Origin of the sequence: Vibrio superstes (assembly GCF_003569005.1) — a bacterium.
Classification (GTDB): domain Bacteria; phylum Pseudomonadota; class Gammaproteobacteria; order Enterobacterales; family Vibrionaceae; genus Vibrio; species Vibrio superstes.
This window is the reverse complement of the sequence record NZ_BCUR01000001.1, coordinates 1030061-1049700: the sequence shown is the minus strand read 5'-3', so window position 1 is coordinate 1049700 and position 19640 is coordinate 1030061. Positions and strand designations below refer to the sequence as shown.

At 46.2% G+C, this 19640-nt stretch carries 17 protein-coding genes and 1 riboswitch; of the genes, 10 read left to right on the top strand and 7 right to left on the bottom strand.

All coding sequences use genetic code 11. The features are described 5' to 3' along the window. Positions 1-2 precede the first annotated feature (2 nt). The 4 genes from D5I41_RS04500 to D5I41_RS04485 are packed head-to-tail and all read left to right on the top strand — an operon-like array spanning position 3 to position 5014. Positions 3-497, top strand: a complete 495-nt coding sequence (locus D5I41_RS04500; RefSeq protein ID WP_119008709.1) for a DUF4381 domain-containing protein — start codon at positions 3-5, stop codon at positions 495-497. Then, positions 494-1462, top strand: a complete 969-nt coding sequence (locus D5I41_RS04495) for a vWA domain-containing protein (protein ID WP_119008708.1) — start codon at positions 494-496, stop codon at positions 1460-1462. Before D5I41_RS04500 ends, D5I41_RS04495 begins: the two co-directional genes overlap by 4 nt. Next, on the top strand, positions 1455-3395 hold the full coding sequence (locus D5I41_RS04490) for a vWA domain-containing protein (protein ID WP_119008707.1): 1941 nt from the start codon (positions 1455-1457) through the stop codon (positions 3393-3395). The genes D5I41_RS04495 and D5I41_RS04490 overlap by 8 nt, the downstream gene beginning before the upstream one ends. A 5-nt stretch (positions 3396-3400) precedes the next feature. Then, complete coding sequence (locus D5I41_RS04485; protein ID WP_119008706.1) at positions 3401-5014, top strand: BatD family protein; 1614 nt, start codon at positions 3401-3403, stop codon at positions 5012-5014. Positions 5015-5109: 95 nt separating this feature from the next. Here D5I41_RS04485 and atzF read toward each other — a convergent pair whose 3' ends face one another. From atzF to D5I41_RS04450, 7 genes are all read right to left on the bottom strand, one after another. Beyond that, a complete protein-coding gene (gene atzF, locus D5I41_RS04480) occupies positions 5110-6924 on the bottom strand; it encodes an allophanate hydrolase (protein WP_119008705.1) in 1815 nt (604 codons plus the stop codon). Positions 6925-6935: 11 nt separating this feature from the next. Beyond that, the gene (gene uca, locus D5I41_RS04475; RefSeq protein WP_119008704.1) at positions 6936-10532 is read right to left on the bottom strand and encodes an urea carboxylase; all 3597 of its coding nucleotides are present in this window, start codon (positions 10530-10532) and stop codon (positions 6936-6938) included. A 92-nt stretch (positions 10533-10624) separates the two neighbouring features. Then, positions 10625-11263, bottom strand: a complete 639-nt coding sequence (locus tag D5I41_RS04470; RefSeq protein WP_119008703.1) for an urea amidolyase associated protein UAAP2 — start codon at positions 11261-11263, stop codon at positions 10625-10627. A gap of 10 nt (positions 11264-11273) precedes the next feature. After that, positions 11274-12014, bottom strand: coding sequence for an urea amidolyase associated protein UAAP1 (locus tag D5I41_RS04465; RefSeq protein ID WP_235868856.1), 741 nt, complete (start codon positions 12012-12014; stop codon positions 11274-11276). Positions 12015-12023: 9 nt separating this feature from the next. Then, positions 12024-12827, bottom strand: a complete 804-nt coding sequence (locus tag D5I41_RS04460; protein WP_119008702.1) for an ABC transporter ATP-binding protein — start codon at positions 12825-12827, stop codon at positions 12024-12026. Further along, the gene (locus tag D5I41_RS04455; RefSeq protein WP_119008701.1) at positions 12820-13650 is read right to left on the bottom strand and encodes an ABC transporter permease; all 831 of its coding nucleotides are present in this window, start codon (positions 13648-13650) and stop codon (positions 12820-12822) included. The genes D5I41_RS04460 and D5I41_RS04455 overlap by 8 nt, the downstream gene beginning before the upstream one ends. A 33-nt stretch (positions 13651-13683) precedes the next feature. Next, positions 13684-14757: a putative urea ABC transporter substrate-binding protein gene (locus D5I41_RS04450; protein WP_119008700.1), complete on the bottom strand. Its 1074-nt coding sequence runs from the start codon at positions 14755-14757 to the stop codon at positions 13684-13686. A 66-nt stretch (positions 14758-14823) separates the two neighbouring features. Continuing rightward, positions 14824-14921, bottom strand: a riboswitch (guanidine-I (ykkC/yxkD leader). A 307-nt stretch (positions 14922-15228) separates the two neighbouring features. Here D5I41_RS04450 and D5I41_RS04445 point away from each other — a divergent pair. The 6 genes from D5I41_RS04445 (at position 15229) to D5I41_RS21505 (ending at position 19632) form a co-directional block, all read left to right on the top strand. After that, a complete protein-coding gene (locus tag D5I41_RS04445; protein WP_119008699.1) occupies positions 15229-16266 on the top strand; it encodes an acyltransferase in 1038 nt (345 codons plus the stop codon). Between the two features lie 168 nt (positions 16267-16434). Further along, complete coding sequence (locus D5I41_RS04440) at positions 16435-17400, top strand: phosphotransferase (RefSeq protein ID WP_119008698.1); 966 nt, start codon at positions 16435-16437, stop codon at positions 17398-17400. Positions 17401-17476: 76 nt separating this feature from the next. After that, a complete protein-coding gene (locus D5I41_RS04435; RefSeq protein ID WP_119008697.1) occupies positions 17477-18454 on the top strand; it encodes a permease in 978 nt (325 codons plus the stop codon). A gap of 43 nt (positions 18455-18497) precedes the next feature. Beyond that, positions 18498-18731 carry a thioredoxin family protein gene (locus tag D5I41_RS04430; protein WP_119008696.1) on the top strand — a complete coding sequence of 78 codons (234 nt, stop codon included), beginning with the start codon at positions 18498-18500 and terminating at the stop codon, positions 18729-18731. 87 nt (positions 18732-18818) lie between these two features. Next, positions 18819-19328, top strand: coding sequence for a sigma-70 family RNA polymerase sigma factor (locus D5I41_RS04425; protein ID WP_371860098.1), 510 nt, complete (start codon positions 18819-18821; stop codon positions 19326-19328). A gap of 169 nt (positions 19329-19497) precedes the next feature. Then, the gene (locus tag D5I41_RS21505) at positions 19498-19632 is read left to right on the top strand and encodes a hypothetical protein (protein WP_268978191.1); all 135 of its coding nucleotides are present in this window, start codon (positions 19498-19500) and stop codon (positions 19630-19632) included. The last annotated feature ends 8 nt before the right edge of the window (positions 19633-19640 follow it).

The window sequence follows — 19640 nt, the reverse complement described above, 5'->3', positions numbered from 1 at the left end:
ATATGAGTCAGATTGATCAGACACACACCTTGCCACTCAAGCCCCTTCACTTACCTCTTGAGCCCAGCCTTTGGCCTCTACCTTGGGGATATTGGAGTCTATTTGCGCTAATCGCTATCGCTCTCATCTTGAGTCTTGTTATACAGCGCAAACTACGCAATAAAAAACGAGCAAAAAAAGCTGCGTTGCACATTCTAAAGCAAGGCTCCCACAATCTAACGGTTTCAGAAGCGCAAGAGCTAGTGCGACAGGCCGCGTTGAGCTACTTCCCACGTAACGATATTGCCAAGCTAACCGGATCTGAATGGCTGTCGTTTTTGGACTCTCAACTTGCTACGCCTCGCTTCGCTCAAAACAAAGAGCAGTGGCAATCAATACTGTATTCATCAGGGGTCAAGGGTCAAGCTTTCAACGCATCCTTGATTGAAGACTGCGGGTATTGGATTGAGCATGCCCTGCCGCCGAAAAGAAAATACAAAGACTGGAACGCATCATGAGTGGTTTTACCTTTGAATGGTGGTGGATGCTCCTCGCGCTGCCCCTCCCCTATTTGACATTTCGCCTGCTAAAGGAACAGAGATCTTCATCCCTGGTTGTGCTTCCCCATGTCACTCAGGCGACGGTGACGCGCGACAAATCAGAGAAGATTGCGAAGCTATTCGCTATCTTAGCTTGGATTTTACTCGTCATTGCCAGTGCAAGACCGGTTTGGTACGGCGACCCTATCGAGGTTCACCCTAAGCATAGAGATATGATGTTGGTAATCGACCTGTCTTACTCCATGAGCCAAGAAGACATGAGAGAAGGCAACGATTACATCGACAGGCTTACTGCAGTGAAACAAGTAGTCACTGACTTTGTCGATAAACGCTCAGGAGACAGACTGGGACTGGTGTACTTTGCGGATCATGCCTACCTACAGACGCCGCTCACCTTTGATCGTGAGACAGTAAAAACACAGTTGGATCAGACGGTATTGAAGCTCATCGGCACCCAAACCGCGATTGGTGATGGTATTGGTTTGGCAACCAAAACCTTTGTCGATAGTGACGCTCCGCAGCGCGTAATGATATTGCTCAGTGATGGTAGCAATAACTCAGGCGTGCTAGATCCTATTCAAGCCGCTGAAATAGCCAAGAAGTTCAACACTACTATCTACACCATAGGTGTCGGTGCTGGCGAGATGCAGGTACAAAACTTCTTTATGACTCAAACAGTAAACACCGCAGAAGACCTTGACGAGAAAACCTTGATCAAGATAGCGAATATGACCGGAGGCCAGTACTTTAGGGCTCGTGATGCGAAAGAATTAGCCACCATCTACGACACCATCAATGCCCTGCAACCTATCCAAAAGGCGACTCAATCTTGGAGACCCAGAACAGAATGGTTCATGTGGCCCGCATTCATCGGATTACTATTGGTTATCGTGACCGTGATGATAAGGAGAAATGATGTCTAATTTTGAATTTCTTTATCCCGAGGCCTTCTTTTTACTGATACCCCTAGCCACAATCATAATGTGGCTAAAAAGCACAACCACAAACTCACAAGTGATCGCCTCTCATCTGGCAGCAGCAATGGCAGATAAGCCATCAAACAGCAGACGCCACTATGGATGGGTGGCACTGCTTGGCACCATCATCACCGTCTCGTTAGCCGGCCCTAGCTTTGAGAAACAAGCCATCCCTGCATCTCAATCAGAGAATGCACGAGTGCTGGTGTTGGATATGTCTCGCTCTGTGTATGCCAACGATATCAAGCCCAGCCGCCTTGCTCAGATCAAGTACAAGGCGCAAGATCTATTGCCATTGTTAAACCAAGGCCAAACAGGCTTAGTAGCCTATGCCGGTGATGCTTACACGTTAAGCCCGTTAACCACTGACTCTGCAACCCTAGCCAACCTTGTTCAAAACCTGTCACCAGAGATCATGCCGATACAAGGAGCAAGGGCAGATTTGGCAGTGAAGCAGGCCATATCAATAATGAAACAAGCCGGCTTGAATCAGGGAGAGATTGTACTGTTTGCCGATGATCTCGATACGCAAGAGTTAGAGCAAATCAAGGCGCAATTAAGCGAGGGAAATTGGACTCTATCCGTGCTTGCCTTTGGCACTGCTGCAGGATCGCCGATTCAATTGTCTGATGGCTCACTATTGACCACCAACAGTGGCAAAACGGTTATTGCCAAAACCCAACTAGATCACCTTCGCGCGGCCGCACGAGCAGGGAATGGTCAGTTCGAGAAATACCGTCACGACAACCAAGACATAGCGAACCTTGTCTCTGAGTCATCATTTGATGCAGTTAACACAAATACCAAAGGTGAGGAACTGGAAACCAAGATCAACAATGGTTTCTGGTTGCTGCCATTGGCGCTGCTGTGTGCTCTTCCATTGTTCCGTAAGGGTGTTATTTTCTCATTCGTTGCGATGATATTGAGTTTTGGTTTTACTCCTAACCATGCACAAGCATCGGTCTTGGATAGTGCTTTTTCAAACGCTAACCAAAGAGGCTTTGCAGCATTTCAAGAAAAGGATTATCAACAGGCAAGTCAGGCGTTCAAAGATAGTAAATGGCGCGCTGCTGCCCAATATGAGAGTGGCAATTATGAAGGTGCTATCACTAGCCTTGAAGGTCATTCTGATACGGATTCTCTCTATAACCTTGGTAATGCGTATGCGCAAAATGGCGAACTAGACAAAGCCATTGCAAGCTACCAAAAGGTTTTACAGCAAGAGCCTGAAAATGCCGATGCCAAGTACAACCTTGATATTGTGCAACAGCAACAGCAACAGCAACAGCAACAGCAACAGCAACAGCAACAGCAACAGCAACAGCAACAGCAACAGCAACAGCAACAGCAACAGCAACAGCAACAGCAAGATTCTGATAGTGATTCAAAACAGGATCAACAGGACAAGTCACAGCAGTCCGAAAGTAATAACAGCAACCAAGATCAATCAGACTCAAGCCAGCAGTCTGAGCAGTCTGAGCAGTCTGAGCAGTCTGAGCAGTCTGAGCAGTCTGAGCAGTCTGAGCAGTCTGAGCAGTCGCAGAATAATCCGCAATCTCAACCTTCACAACCAGAGTCCTCTGAAGCACAAGAGAAATCGGCGCGAGGTGAAGAGCCAGAACAACAACAGCCTCAGCAGGAACAGCAGGCTCAAGCTGAAGCTGAAGCCACTGCCAATAAACAAGAGTTAGATAACAATGAGCAAGACGAAGGCAAACAACAAACAGCATCCCCTTCACAGCAGCAGGAAGTAGACCCTGATATTAGAAAGCTAGAGCAAGTGGAAAGCGTAAGAGATCCTAGCTACTTGCTTCGTGCACAGATGCTCCTTCAAGCAAAAGATAAAGCAGCTCCCTCATCAACAGGGAAAGATTGGTAACCATAATGATTAGATTTAAGCCCCTTATCACCACCATAACCCTAGTGACAGGCCTAGCTTGTAGCTTCTCATCGTGGGCACTGAATATGACTGCCAGCGTGAGCAAAGCCACTGCCAGCAAAGATGAGGTTATCCAGCTCAAAATAGTCGCTGACGAAAGACTCGATGGCGAAAAGGTTAACTTTGATGCACTATCCGATGACTTCTATGTAGGCAGGCCTAGCTTCAGTTCATCGGTCAATATCATCAACATGAAGCGCACCGACACCAGTGTGTGGACTGTGTCTATAGCTCCACAAAAAACAGGAACAGTCACCATTCCAAGTTTTAAAGTGGATGATGCAACTACTGCCCCCATCACACTGAAAGTCACAGCTGGCGAGCAAGTGCCAACTACCGACGATATCATTGAAGTTCGCTCTAAGATTGGCAAGAAAGAACTTTACCCTAACGAGAGCACTAAGCTCGATGCACGCATCATCGTTAAGGTTGACCCTCGCCGATTGCAAAACCCAAACCTAACCCAACCCCTAGCTCAGGGCTTACAGATCGAGCCTCTATCTGAGCCTAAGCAATATCAAGCGACGCTTGATGGTGTTGAAGTGCTGATCATAGACCAGGAGTTTCGAGTAACCGCAAGCAGCCGTGGTGATTACTCAATAAAGGTTCCCACTTTGACTGGCGTTGTTCGTTACGGCAATAGCCGTTCGAGTACCCGTATCATCACTCTTGATGGTAAATCTCCGCAAGTCGACTTGAAGGTACTTCCTGTACCGGACAGTTATCAAGGTGCGTGGCTGCCCACATCTAAGCTAGACCTATCGCAAAGTTGGCAACTGGATAACAACAAAGAGCTCTCGGGTGACTCGGTGACGATAGATGAGGGTGACTCCCTAACACGAACCATCACGCTCACAGCGGCTGGGTTAAGCGCTGCGCAACTGCCAAATCTCACCATCAGTAACCCTGAGGCTTTTCGCGTATACAGCGAGAAGCCAGCGTTTAGCAATAATGATGATGGCTCAGTGACTATGACGACCAAGCAGGTGCTCATAGCAAAAAGAAGCGGTAAATTCTCTCTGCCAAGTGTCCCCGTTCAATGGTGGGATTCTGCAAACAAAAAATCCCAAACCAGTGAAGTCAATGGGCTCAATGTGACCGTCAATGCGAACGCGTCATCAAGTAGCGCACCTCTTCTACCGCAAGCTTCTGAAAACAATGCTCAGCCAGTGAAAGAGAGCGGCTACTGGCCAATGCTAACCGCTCTCTTTGCCGGCTTATGGATACTCTCTACTGTGATGTGGCTACGCACCAGACAGAAAGCCTCATCAACAGCGCCAAGCGTAAGCAATGGTAAAGCGCTTCCTTTAAGAGCAGAGCTAATAGAAGCCATACAGCAGGGTGAGCCCATCAAGGCACAATCACTGCTAGAGCAGTGGCTGACCACCCAAGATATTGAGCCTGAGGATGCCAAGGCTATTCGAAGTGAAATGAATCTGATGAGTCAAATGGTAATGGGTAAAGAACCCTCTCAATGGAAGGGAGATAAGCTTGTGGGCCTGATAAAAGGAGCTGGGACTAAAGCTGAACGAAAGGTTGATCAATTGGCTCAGCTTTAACTCAAAATGACACTCAAGTAGAAAAGAAAAAGCAGAGCTATTTTAATCAGAACAGCTCTGCTTATTTGTATTGATACCTGCTACTTAGGAGTTATTCAGCTCACCTCAGCTTCCTGTTCCAATGCCTCAAGGAAATCTCGCCAACCGCCATATCCAGTGACATCTTGCGCGCCTTTAATTGCGATGGGTTCACAAATGAAACCTTTTACCCATTCGCCATTATTCAGTTCTACACTGCCCAAGCCCAGTGGATGAGGAATTTGCAGTAGGAAGTCTCCTAGATTAGCTCTAGGTAAAGTCCAGACTTCAACATCAATGCAGGTACCTTGCGCTTCATTACGAACCATTCCAGGGCGCATCGGTAGGCCGCCAGCGAGCTTAAATAGCTGATAATTGTCCGAAGTTTTCGTTCGATCTCTCAAACTCCCCCCGAGTTCTAGCAACTGATGATTCAGCGGCAGACCTTGCATATGTGCCCCACACACCATGATGTCTATGGTTTCAACGTTGTTCAACTGAATCTCTGGCTCTTTAGATGGAACTAGTTGCAATACACCAGCCAAGGATAGTAGTTTCTGATCGCTAAATGCAGGCGCAAATAAGGTTACGCCAAATGGCAATCCCTGATTGGTAAAGCCCGCAGGAATGGCTATCGCACTGTAATCCAATAGGTTCATAAAGTTTGTGTAATAACCTAGATTACTATTAAGTTTAATGGGGTCAGCGTTGACTTCATCAATGGTGTAAATCGTCCCCGCGGTTGGTGTCATCACCACATCGACACTGTGCATCAACTTGTCACACTCTACTTTATAGGCCTGCAACTGATACATGGCTTTAAAGGTATCCGCAGCACTTATACCCGTTGCTCCACCCACGATTTGCTGTATCACAGGCAGGCATTCTTCAACGTTAGTATCAAAGAAAGCTTCAATGGCGGCATAACGCTCGGCAACCCAAGGGCCGTTGTAAAGTAATGATGCAGCCTCGAGAAAAGGTGAGAGATCAAAAGCAACCAACTTAGCGCCCTGTGCCTCGATATTCTGCACCGCTTGCTGATACAGCTTCATGTATTCGTCGTTACCAAAGAAGGCTAGCTGCTCTGCTGCCGGGATACCGACTCGAACGCCTTTCATAGAACCCATTACTTCAGTGATAGATTCTTGAGGTGCTATCCGTGCGTAACAATCTTCTTGGTCATATTTAGCTACAATCGATAAAAGCAAAGACAGATCATCCGCACTGTGACTAAATAGGGTTACACAATCTAGACTTCTGCAAGCGGGAACAACCCCTCGGCAACTGAGCAACCCCTTTGAAGGCTTGAGTCCGTAGAGGTTATTAAACGCCGCAGGTACCCGACCTGAGCCAGCGGTATCCGTTCCTAAGGAAAACATCACTTGTCCCTTAGCAACACTTACCGCACTACCAGCACTAGAACCGCCAGAGATATACTTATTATCAAAGCTATTCTGCGCTTCACCATAAGGGCTGCGAGTACCGACAAGCCCAGTTGCAAACTGATCGAGATTGGTTTTACCAAGTGGAACGGCTCCAGCTGCGATCAATAATTCCACCACAAACGCCGATGACTCAGGTTGATAAGTAAACGCCTTACAACCTGCAGTCGTGGGTAGCACATCCAGATCAATATTGTCTTTGATCGCAAAGGGCACACCAAATAGTGGCAGATCGTCAATATCATGCTCACTAAGGTTGGCTAGATAGTTGTCTAACTGTCGCTGTTCTATGGTGCTGATCCATGCGTTGTTAGTGTCTTGTTGAGCGCTGACAAGTAGCTGCTGTAAATGCTCTGTTACCGAACGCTGCCCACTCTTATATGAATCAATCAACTCGGTAATAGTCAAAGCCGCTTGCCCTGTACTTAATAACTGCTTAGTCTCTTGCATCACTTTATTCCTTATTGCTCTGCGCATTCAACAATCATCAATGGCTGCCCCGCTTGAACCTGAGAACCAGATGGTTTGCATATGGAATGGATCTTTCCAGAAACACTTGCCGTCACTTCAAGCTCCATCTTCATTGCTTCTAAGATCATCACCACATCCCCTTCCTTAACCCATTGACCTGGCTCTACTAAGGTCTGCCAAATATTGCCTGCGACATAGCTTTCGATGGCTTCCTGTCCTTCGGTCAGGGTGAATATATCTTGCTCTAGCTCTGAGATATCCTCAGCTACAAAATTGGCTTGCCCTGACGCTTCCCAGCGCTGGCGCTCTTCTTCAAAGGCCTGTTGCTGACGCTTACGGCACACAGCAATCTCCTCTGAATGCTCATCCACCAAGGCTTGATAATCCGCTAAAGAAAAACGGGTTTGCTCTATCTTCACTGGATACTCACCACGAGGATGCTGCTGACGAATGGTCAATAGCTCCTCAGGGGTGACCTCGTAGAAACGAATTTGGTCAAAAAATCTTAGTAGCCAAGGCTTGCTGAAGGCTTCTGTGCGACGGTATCGGTTCCACATTTGCAAGGTTCGCCCAACAAACTGATAGCCACCTGGCCCTTCCATGCCATAGACACACATATAGGCGCCGCCAATACCTACCGCATTTTCGGGAGTCCATGTTCTCGCAGGGTTGTACTTAGTCGTGACTAATCTATGTCTTGGGTCCATTGGGGTCGCTACGGGAGCGCCCAAATACACATCCCCTAACCCCATAACTAAGTAACTCGCATCAAACACAATTTTCTTCACATCCTCGACCGAATCTAAGCCATTAATGCGACGGATAAACTCAATGTTGTCCGGGCACCAAGGGGCGTCTTTACGCACTACTTCGTCATATTTTCTGATGGCAAGCTTGGTTGCTTCATCATCCCAAGAAAGCGGTAAATGCACGACACGAGCAGGGACTTCAAGTTCGTCAATGTTCTCCATTTCAGCTTCTAATGACTCCAATAAAGTCATTAACCTATCTCTTGGCAATAGCAGATTGTCGAAGTGGATCTGTAAGGAGCGAATCCCTGGCGTTAATTCTTTAATACCCTCAATAGCAAGGCTTTCTAGCTTTAACATCAAGGCGTGAGCGCGAAATCGAAGGCGTATATCAAGCACTTGCGGACCGTATTCCACCAGCAAGAAATCTTCTCCACTAGGGCGATAGACTACCTGTTCTCCGAATTGTTCAGCAGGTAAGATTTTCAGGATTGGCGAGATGACATCTGCTTTAGCAAGGGGCATGGGTGAAATGGAAAGCGCATCGATTTGCGTGAGTTGTTCTCTCTCTGCTTTTTCAGCGCAAGACAACGAAACAGGCGTAAATCGCACCTTATCACCAGCTTTTAGCTGTCCCATCTTCCATAAATCAGCCTTAACGATGGTAGCGGGGCACACAAACCCTCCTAGGCTTGGACCATCAGGGCCCAAAATCACTGGCATATCACCCGTAAAATCGATGGTTCCCACAGCATAGGCATTGTCGTGGATATTAGAGGGGTGCAATCCTGCTTCTCCGCCGTCAGTGCGTGCCCAATCAGGTTTAGGCCCTATGAGCCGAACGCCCGTGCGGCTAGAGTTAAAGTGCACCTTCCATTGAGCATCAAAGAAGGTTTGAATGTCTTGGTCAGTGAAAAAATCTGGCGCTCCATGGGGACCATAGATAACTCGAATATCCCACTCATCTTGTATCTCGGGAAGCTGTGCTGATTGCCCTTCCAGCTCAGAACATAACGGTACTGAGTGCAGGTGCAGTACATCACCTGCCACTAAGGTACGCCCAGCGTGCCCACCAAATTGTCCCAATGTGAAGGTTGATTTGCTGCCCAAGTAATCAGGACAATCGATTCCTCCCTTAATCGCTAGGTAACTACGAGCGCCACTGCCAGTGATCTTGCCAAGCTTTAGCACCTGGCCTGCTGACACTTTAATCACGGTTCCCATTGGAATGGGCAAGGTATCGAGCGTTGCTTGGATCTTAGCGCCAGTAACAACAATATATTTATCTATGTTGAACCTTAGGGTTGGGCCTGAAATGACAATCTCTAAACCTGCATCTTGTTGAGTGTTGCCAAGAAGTTGATTGGCCAGTTGAAAGCTCAAGGGGTCCATGGGGCCCGAAGGTGGAACACCTATATGCCAGTATCCTGCTCGCCCTGGGTAATCTTGAATGCTGGTTTGCACACCGCCGTTAATAACATCCAGTGTATTGGGCTTATATTGGAAATCGTTCAGAGAGCGAGTCAGCACCTCTCCAGTTTGTACCAAGGAACTCGCAAGTAATTGTGCGAGATAGTGCTGATTGTGTTCAATACCATAGATCTGCGACTGCTCGAGAGCACTCATCAATTTAGCAATGGCCGTCGCCCTATCCTCTGAGTGGACAATGAGCTTAGCCAGCATAGGATCAAAATACGGAGAGACTTCGACACCGGCTTCAATCCAGTGTTCCACCCTAAGCTCAGGCATATCAGCCCACTCAACATGGCTTAAAAGCCCAGCACACGGCTGAAAATTCTTATTGGCATCTTCGGCATATAAGCGCACTTGAATTGCATGACCTTTGGGTTCAAGTCCATTACTTACGTGTTGCAAATCCAGCGTGCCTTCGCCTTGTTTGACCATCCACTCCACTAGATCAACGCCAAAGATCTCTTCTGTAACGCCATGCTCTACCTGAAGACGGGTATTCACCTCTAGGAAATAAAATTCTTGAGTCTGATTGTCCAATACAAACTCTACAGTACCTGCGTTGCGATAGTTCACCTGCTCAGCAAGAGCAATAGCGGTGTTTTGCAGTGCCAAACGAGTTTCAGGTAAAAGATTAGGAGCAGGGGTTTCTTCGATCACTTTTTGATTACGACGTTGCGCAGAGCAATCTCGCTCACCAAGTGCAACAACCTGCCCTTTACCATCGCCAAAGATCTGCACCTCGATATGACGAGCCTGTTGAATGAATTTTTCTAGGAATACACCATTATTGCTAAAATTGTTCTCGCTAAGGCGTTTTACTGAGTCGAAGGCATCTTCTAGTTCTCCTGCGCTGTAACAACACTCCATGCCGATACCACCGCCACCCGCCGTACTCTTCAGCATAACTGGGTAACCAATGCTCTCAGCTGACAATAGCGCTTGTTGTTTATCAGTAAGCAATCCTGTACCTGGCAAAAGCGGTACTTGTGCATTTTCCGCGATCTCTCGAGCTGAGTGCTTCAAACCAAACGCATTAATTTGGTCCATTGTCGGGCCAAGAAAGACAAGATTCTCTTGTTCGCAACGCGTAACAAAATCGGGATTCTCACTTAAGAATCCGTAGCCAGGATGGATAGCCTGCGCACCCGATTGCTTAGCGATAGAGATAATTTTTTCGATATCAAGATAGGTCGTTTTCGCTCCGCCTTCACCCAAAGAGAAAGCCTCTTCGGCCTGTGAAACATGAAGGCTATCGGCATCAGCTTCGCTATATACAGCAACGCTGGTGATATTAAGACGATTTAACGTTCGGATTATGCGGCAAGCAATTGCACCGCGGTTGGCAATAAGCACCTTACTAAACATAGTTGAGTCCAACATTTCCGGGTCGTCCCGGCTTAAACTCGAGCAATGACTGGGGTCGTCCCCTGCTCATGATCCTATGGTCTATCTGCGACCTAGTTCCAGACAATCACTTCTACTGGTGTCGGATTGTATGCATTACATGGATTGTTCAACTGCGGACAATTAGAGAGCAATACAATCACATCCATGTGCGCTTTAAGTTCTACATATTTGCCTGGAGCGCTAATGCCATCTTCGAACGTCAACCCCCCTTCTTCAGTAACGGGCACATTCATAAAGAAATTGATGTTATGGGTGATGTCACGCTTAGTTAGGCCATAGTGTTCATTTTCAGCCACAGCTAATAACCAACTATCGCGACAAGCATGCATGCACTTCTTATCAATGGCATAACGCACCGTGTTGCTCTCTGTTGCACACGCACCACCTAAGGTGTCATGGCGACCACAAGTATCGGCAACAATCTCCAACATGACATTACCCTGATCGGATAAAATCTTGCTGCCCGTCGATAAGTAGACATTACCTTGTTCTCGTATCGTATCTACCGCGCTATAACGCTCTGCAGGCTCATTGGCGTTGTAGAATAAGGTATCTGCCGCTTGGTTTCCTTTTAGATCAAGAATGCGCATCGTCTGCCCTTTCTTGACCACCTTCATAAAATAATCCCCAGCAGGCACTGCATTGCTATAAAGCGCAGATTCTGTTTTCAATGGACTTTCTACTATCATCACTGACTCCTTAAACTGTGTATGATCCGTGCTGAACCAAATAGCGGCGATTATTTTCAAATCCACGTTCATTTTCTGGGCGAGAATTTAGGCACGCATCCTCTTGAGATAGAGGCGCGGCCTCAAGCAAGCTCAACTCGACGGGCTTAAACGGGTAAAGCCTGGCCGGATTCATGGGATGAGGGCAGGTCGTCATCACCACTAAGGTGTCCATTTCAAAGCGCAGTTCGATAATATCTCCTGCTTTGCTGTGTTCCTCTTGATAGCAAATATCACCGCTGTCTTTGGTAAAGACCTTGCTGAAGAGATTCAGGTTGGCCGCTAGGTCACGCTTTCCAAGGCCATATTTCGCCACTTCTACCAACAACGAATCGTACCCATTTTGTTTCCATTGGTTGCGATCGCTTTGGTAGTCTCTCGCGCCCCATTTAGCGGTGACCTTCTCTTTATTTGCCACCCCTGCTACTGAATCAATCCAAGCAGTATCATCACGAACAATAGAAGCAAACACTCGGCCCATATCGGAATAGAGACAGTTCCCATTTGTGAGCTTAAAGGTATGCTGTCCCTTTAGTGTATCGGGCGCGTTGTAGCGCTCGAGCAGGTTATCTGGGTTGTACATCAGCAGGCTAAGGTTGGCGCCCCCTTCCAGGTCTTTAAAACGTAATACATGCCCCTTTGGCACTTTCATCGACCAATGTGCTGCTCCCGGTAATACATCCGTGAATAGGGCCGGTTTATTCATTTGCATATCAACTCCTTATGCGATCTTTTGTTGTGTTATTTCAGGCAGGGCATCTGACACCAATTTCGGCACTACTTGCTTATCGATATCAATATCAAAGGTGATTTGGGCACCAAACCTCTCTGGTGCTTGCTCGTCTTTGCGCACATGGTCAAATACCCACAAACGATTGCCCAAGTGAAAGCCCTCGCTCAGATCGTGCGTGATCATAAATACTGTCAAGCTCTGCTCAGCACACAAGGATTGAATCAATTGGTGCATGTCTTTACGAATGCCTGGATCCAGTGCTCCAAAGGGTTCATCTAACAGCAAGATTCTTGGCTTTTTGACCAAGGATTGAGCAATAGACAATCTTTGACGCATTCCCCCTGATAACTCATGTGGGTACTTGTCTTTAGCTGCATGCAAGCCAACTTGTTCGAGCATCGCTAGAGCGACCTGCTGTGCTTTCGCCTTCTCACCACCGGTAAGTCGACCCAGCAAACTACTGCTTACGCCCCCAGCATCAAATTCCACACCCAACATTACATTTTGTAGAGCTGTCAAATGTGGGAACACTGAGTACTTTTGAAACACAATCCCCCTCTCTACACTAGGCTCATTTTTAAGGGGCTCACCATCTAGCAATATCTCGCCTCTAGAGGGACTCTCAGTGCCCAGCAACATATTCAAAAACGTTGTCTTGCCACATCCTGAGGCCCCGACAATGCTAACGAAGTCTCCCTCGTGCACCTCAAGATTCAACTTCTCCAGCACAATGTTGTCGCCATACTCTTTCCACAGATTTTTGATCTTGATGATCGGCTGAGCACTATCCATTATCGTCTCCTTGTGCCTGATGGTGCCAAGGGCTGATTCGCTTGGACAAACTCTTCAGCAACCAATCCATACAAAACGCCAGTAAAGTGATCCACAAAACGTAAGGCAAAATTACATCCATCGACAGGTAGCGGCGCACTAAGAAGATGCGATAGCCTAAGCCTTCGGTAGCGACGATGGCTTCTGCTGCAATTAAGAACAGCCAAGCACTGCCTAACGTTAGACGAACCGCATCAATCAGTTTTGGAATGATCTGCGGCAACACGACTCTAAGAATAATCTGCCAACTACTGCCCCCTAAGGTTTGAGCCTTAATCAACTGCTCGTCCGGTAGGCTCTGCACTCGCAACTGAATATCGCGAATAATAATCGGACAGATGCCCACCACGATAAGTACGACCTTAGACAGCTCTCCCAATCCAAAGGTAATAAACAATATTGGCAACACCGCCATCGGTGGTATCAAAGAAACTGCGGTAACAACAGGTGAGAAGGTTGAGCGCACCAAAGGCACCATGCCCGTCGCTATGCCCACCGACAAACCAACCAGAGCACTGATGCCAACCCCCATAAGTAAACGGGTCAAACTCGCTAGAGTATCTACCCACAAAAGATACTCTCCGGTGCGCCTGCTTGGAGTGAACGCCATTCGGTCGATAGCATCCACGAAACTGCCAAACGCAGGCAGTAGTTTGTCTGCAGAGTTAGCTGCTAATCTCGCATCTGAGGCTGTGATATACAGCATGACCAGAATGATAAATGGCAGCAATCCCAGCACTAGCTGCCCATATCGAGTAGGATGGCGGTTTATTACTTTTGTCATTTCAACTTCCTCAAAACGAACCTGTTTATGTGGTTACAGCTGACCTTTTGCGGCCATTTCCATATATTCAGGAGAGAAGCGAAGTTTGATGTTGGCAGGATCACCAATCACTGTGGAAGGTGTTTGAATACCGATAAATCCAGCATCAGGAGCACCTTCGCCTAGTAACCCATGTTCAAATGAAAACTCGCTGACTTTTTTCATCGTTGTCGCTAGTGTCGTACTGTTAGTAAAATCGACTGCATCACTAGGGGAATAGAACATATTGGTTGCTGACAATTGTGCTTTGTATCCTGGCAGATCAGTACCTGAAGCTTGTGCCATATATGACTTAGCATCATCACCATTTTCAGATTGCATAATGGCCATGATTTCATACCATGCGCCAGTCAATGCTTTACCTAACTTGGGGTTCTCGGAGAGGGTGTCAGTGTTAACCACCAACAAGTCGATGATCTCCCCAGGAATATCTGCGGAGCTAAAGACAAGAGAGGTTTCTGGTTGTTGGGTGATCTCACTTAGAAGAGGGTTCCAAGTAACAACAGAGGTAACATCTTTAGTAGTAAACGCCGCAACAAGGTCAGCATCAGAGGTATTCACCACCTTCACGTCACGCTCAGAAAGACCAACACTTTCTAGACCGCGAGCCATTAAATAGTGTGAGACACTCAGTTCAACAAGGTTGACGTTTTGACCTTTCAAGTCATCTAACCCTTTCGCCCCCTTAAGTACGATTCCATCGTTACCATTGGAAAAATCACCGACAATCAACGCAGTAGAGTCAACTCCACTGGCCGCTGGAATGGTTAGAGCATCCATGTTGGTCATCACAGTGGCATCAAACTGGCCCGCAGTGTACTGATTGATTGATTCGACGTAGTCGTTTACCTGAACAATATCGATGTCGATGTCATACTTATCAGCCCATTTATCAACAATGCCTGAATAGTCTGCGTAATCCCAAGGCATCCAGCCTACGTAAATAGACCAAGCAAGAGTAAACTTCTCTTTTTCTTGAGCCAGTGCAGCGGATGAAATAAACGGTGAGGCTGTCACACATACGGTGGCAGCAAGGGTGATCAAGCGCTTTTTAAGGGAATGTTTCATAGGTTACCTCCTCCATGGGGCACATTGAGATTGGCACAAGAGACATAACCAAATATTCATTGGTTGGCCTCCCGGGCTTTTATCCCTCCGTGTGACCTCTGGTGAGGTTGACAACTCTCGGACCAGACACTGCAAATACAGTCGGAACCCTAGATGTCTATTTTTCAACAATGTCGTTGCTAGGTAACCGAAATACCTAGTTATGCTCTTATACTAAAACTGTAATGTGTATTGCAATCGCCATGCCAACACAGCTAAACCCTTGTATTTAAAGAAAACGTATGAAATAAAGTTTGATTTAACATTTAATGCTCACCAATATTGTGCACGCTCTCCCTCATTTAATGCAGATGCACAGGATTGGGCACATTTCATTAAACTTCGACTCACTACTTACTCAAAAACTAGTAATCAAAGCAAAGGGTGCGTTAGATTAGAGGCAATTCTCCTTTGCTCTCTAGGTAACTCACTTTGACTCAAGCTGATAAAGTTTCTCTGTACTGGGCTGACAACCTACGCGTATTCGCCGTATTTGCAGTGATCGTTCTGCATGTGGCATCAGACTTTATTAGCGGTATTGATATCACAAGCTCTGTTTATGGCAGTCGTGAGTGGTGGGCAGGAAACTTATACGCCTCTTTGACTCTATGGTGCATTCCCCTATTTATCATGCTTAGTGGCTACTTACTGTTGGATAAGCAAGAATCCAATAAAAAATTCTTCAAGAAAAGAATCCGCAAGATACTGATCCCACTGATATTTTGGTCGTTATTTTATTCTCTGTGGGTATTGCTTAAGCATCATTTGAAGGGCGATGTCACCACTGCTTATTTTACCGTTGCCAAGGGTTGGGCATTGGGAGAGCCTTACTACCATCTTTGGTATCTATTTATGATCCCGTTCTTGTACTTAGTTGCGCCCATTCTAAGAGTGATACTGAGATCAATAAGCCAAAGAGAATTCCTGCTGTTCACTGTGGTGTGTTTTGCGCTGGCGGCGCTCTCAGCACTAACTAATGTTGTGCTTTTATACTTTGAACTCAGTGCTAAGGTGAGCTTGTTTACCAATGATTTTTTGAGCTATTTAGGTTACTTCTGCTTGGGTGGGTACGTGGCTAAATATGGTTTCAAGGCTAAAGATAAATGGTGCGTTGCTATTATCATTGGCTCTCTTGCAACTACCCTTTTCGGTAGTTACTACCTAACCCATCTATATTTTTACTCATACCTGAGCCTGAATATCATTGCCCTATCTTTAGCGCTGTTTTTTACCCTGAAAAAACATGCCAGCGCCAATCTTAGGCTTCATCACTTTGCAGGGTTAAGCTTTGGCATCTATCTCATTCACCCACTGTTTATTAAGCTTATTACTTCCTATGCCGATGAGTGGCTACTGTCATTATTCGACATCTATTTGTACATTCCGATTGTGGCGTGCATGACTTTTGCGCTGTCATATATGACGGCTTTAGGGATGAGTAAAACTCGGTATTTAAACCGATGCCTCTAATACCAATCGTAGTAAATAACGGGGCATCCTAGCTTGTTAAAACACTCGATAACGGCGTCTCTCCTACGCTATTTCTGACCATTTACTTACTGTGATTGGTATAATTCTAGGATCGGTGAAAAGCAGATTATCTAGCAACCCTCCAATAGAAGGCTGATTAACATCATCATGGACTACTTACCTTTAATTCAACAGCTAGGTTACAAGGAACTTCATAGCACTCAGTTAATTCAATCGCTATGGGGAGGCTACGGTGAATTGGTGCGTGTGTTTGTAGACAACACGAGTATCATCGTTAAGCATATCGCTTTACCCGAAGCACAAAACCACCCTAGAGGTTGGAATACAACACTATCCCACCAAAGAAAGATTAACTCTTATCAAGTTGAGCTTAACTGGTATCAAAACTTTGTTCCTCACCTTCATAAAAACTGTTCTGCTCCGTTACCTTTAAAGGTCGTTGAGCAAGAACATACATGCCTATTAGCCATGCAAGATCTACATCAGTTGGGTTACGTCGACACTGTTAAAGAAGCAAATCCAGTACACATCAGCGCGTGCTTAAAATGGCTAGCATGGTTTCACGCGACTCATATTCAAAATCCAGGCGACAAGCTATGGGAAAGTGGCAGCTATTGGCATATCGAAACACGGCCAGATGAACTAGAAGCATTGCTTGATCCTGTGCTAAAAAAGCATGCCAAACAGATAGATCTGAAGCTTAAAAACGCACCTTTTCAAACCTTGATTCATGGTGATGCAAAGCTGGCGAACTTCTGTTTTACAGCCGATGGCAAGCAAGCGGCGGCTGTAGATTTTCAATATGTTGGAAAGGGTTGTGCAATGAAAGATGTTGCTCTATTCATGAGTAGCGCAGTCGCCCCACAGCAGTGTACCGAAAAAGAACAATGGATATTGGATACTTACTTCAGGCATCTAAGAGAAGCCATTTATAGCACTCAACCAAAGCTAAGTTATGCTGACGTAGAAAAAGCATGGCGACCATTTTTTTGCATTGCATGGGCTGATTTTCAGCGCTTTGTCAAAGGATGGTGCCCAAGCCATTGGAAGATAAATGCCTATACGGAGGCGTTAACAAAGCAAGCTATTGAGGCGATCAACAAACAAGCTTAAAAAGTCACAAATAGAAGCATCCTTTTCCGATCTCATACGTGTTGTTACTGGCAGACACTTATAAGGAAAAGAAACATTGCACGTTTTCACTCTACTCGCCAGTTGGCTAACCTATGACATCTTTGGTCTAGATCCCTCGACTTCAGCAGGCATGGGGCTACATTTCTTCATTGAAGATACCAGTAAGATCCTCGTCTTACTGGTAGTGCTCATCTATATGATTTCTTATCTGCGCGCCAGTTTAAGCGTTGAGAAGGTTCGCGATTATCTACAAGGCAAGAACAAAGCCTTAGGCTATGTTCTCGGTTCGATGTTTGGTGCCGTCACGCCTTTTTGTTCTTGCAGTTCTATCCCTCTATTTATGGGGTTCGTTTCCGCGCGCATTCCAATCGGCGTCACTATCGCCTTTCTGATCACCTCGCCACTGATTAATGAAGTTGTGATCATCATGCTCGGCAGTATTCTGGGGCTCAAATTCACTATTATGTATGTCGCTATTGGTATGTTGCTGGGTATCTTCGCAGGCGTTGTACTTGATATGTGTAAAGCTCATCGTTGGCTGCAACCTTTCCTCGCCAAGGCTTATCTACAAGAAGAAAACACCAACATAACTAGCGCTTCAGAGCCGGTTTCAATGAACCACCAGCAGCGCCATGAGTTTGCCAAGAACGAAACTGGTGACATTGTTAAGCGCATCTGGAAATGGGTGATCATCGGCGTTGGCATCGGTGCCTTCATCCATGGTTTTGTACCCGCGCAGTGGTTTGAGAACAATCTGGCCAATGGGCAGTGGTGGACAGTGCCACTGGCCACGCTAAGTTCAATCCCGATCTACACCAATGCCTCTGGCGTGGTTCCTATCATGGCTTCTTTGATCGATAAAGGAATGCCACTGGGTACAACGCTGGCTTTTTGCATGGGCGCGGTAGCAGTCAGTCTTCCTGAATTTATGATGCTTAAACAAGTTATGCAGTATCGCCTGCTTGGGGCTATCGCCATTTATCTACTTATCGCCATCTCTATAACCGGGTGGCTATTCAATGCTTTTTATTAAGTATTTTATTCGGGTCTGTTGACCTTAACTTACGGAGTTCGTTATGAAACATATTCAAGTCTACGGTACAGGGTGTAAGGGCTGCACTGTGACAGCTGAGCGAATAGAGCAAGTCGCAAAAGAACTAGACCAAAACATCACATTAGAAAAAGTCACTAGCTTAGAAGATATAATGCAAGCCGGCGTTTTAAGTACCCCAGGAATCGGTATCGATGGCGTCATCAAACATAGTGGCTCTGTCCCTAGTGTGGAGCAAGTTCGTGATCTATTCGCCTGATTAATCTCACTATAAATGTCGCTATGCCACACTTGAGGTATAGTGACTTTAGCGATTGAAAATAGGAACTCAGCAATGAAGTGCTTGATGAAAGCATGGGGCGAAACAGAGCACCAACTGTATGGCTGGTTGATCAAACAAACACAAAGCCAGCAAGAAACAGAAGATATCATGCAAGAAGTGTTTCTCAAGGCAATGAAGAACAGTGAACGTTTTTGTACTCTAGAAGACGGGAAATCGTGGCTGTTTCGCGTAACTAAAAACCATTTTATCGACCGTCTGCGTAAAGAAATAGACAGTGAAGATATAACCGAGTACGTCGCGCCTAATAAGATCCCTCCAGTGATGACGCAGCTGCAAACCTGTCTACCTCGGCTATTACCCAAATTAAGCGATAGTGAACGGGACATCATAGAGCAATGCGACCTCTTTGGTTTAACTCAACTCGAATATGCTAAGCTCCACAGCCTCAGTCTTCCTGCCACCAAGGCTCGCCTTCGTAGGGCTCGCAAAGAACTCAAACACAGGCTCATTGTGGAATGCAAGGTGGAACAAGATGACAGAGGGGTATGTTGCTTCAAACGCGTTGAAGGATAGCGAAAGCAAAAATGTCAAATTCACCAGCCTACAAAGCGTGATCTAGTTAACGCTTTCGGTTGGCGTATAATGGTAAGTGATCTCTTGGGTTATCAATTAATATACTTGCAATGATTATCACCACTGCAAATAACACCGCATCGGCGGAGTTGCATTCGAGGTTACACCATTGCTTAAAAAATTAATTGCCATCTCTGCGCTATGTATCTCATCTATTAGCTTCAGTATGGACGATGACCTGACCGTCCAACTCGATAGAGAAAGCGCGCGCCCTTCAATAACAGATATTGCCTCACAGAAATAACAACAAAA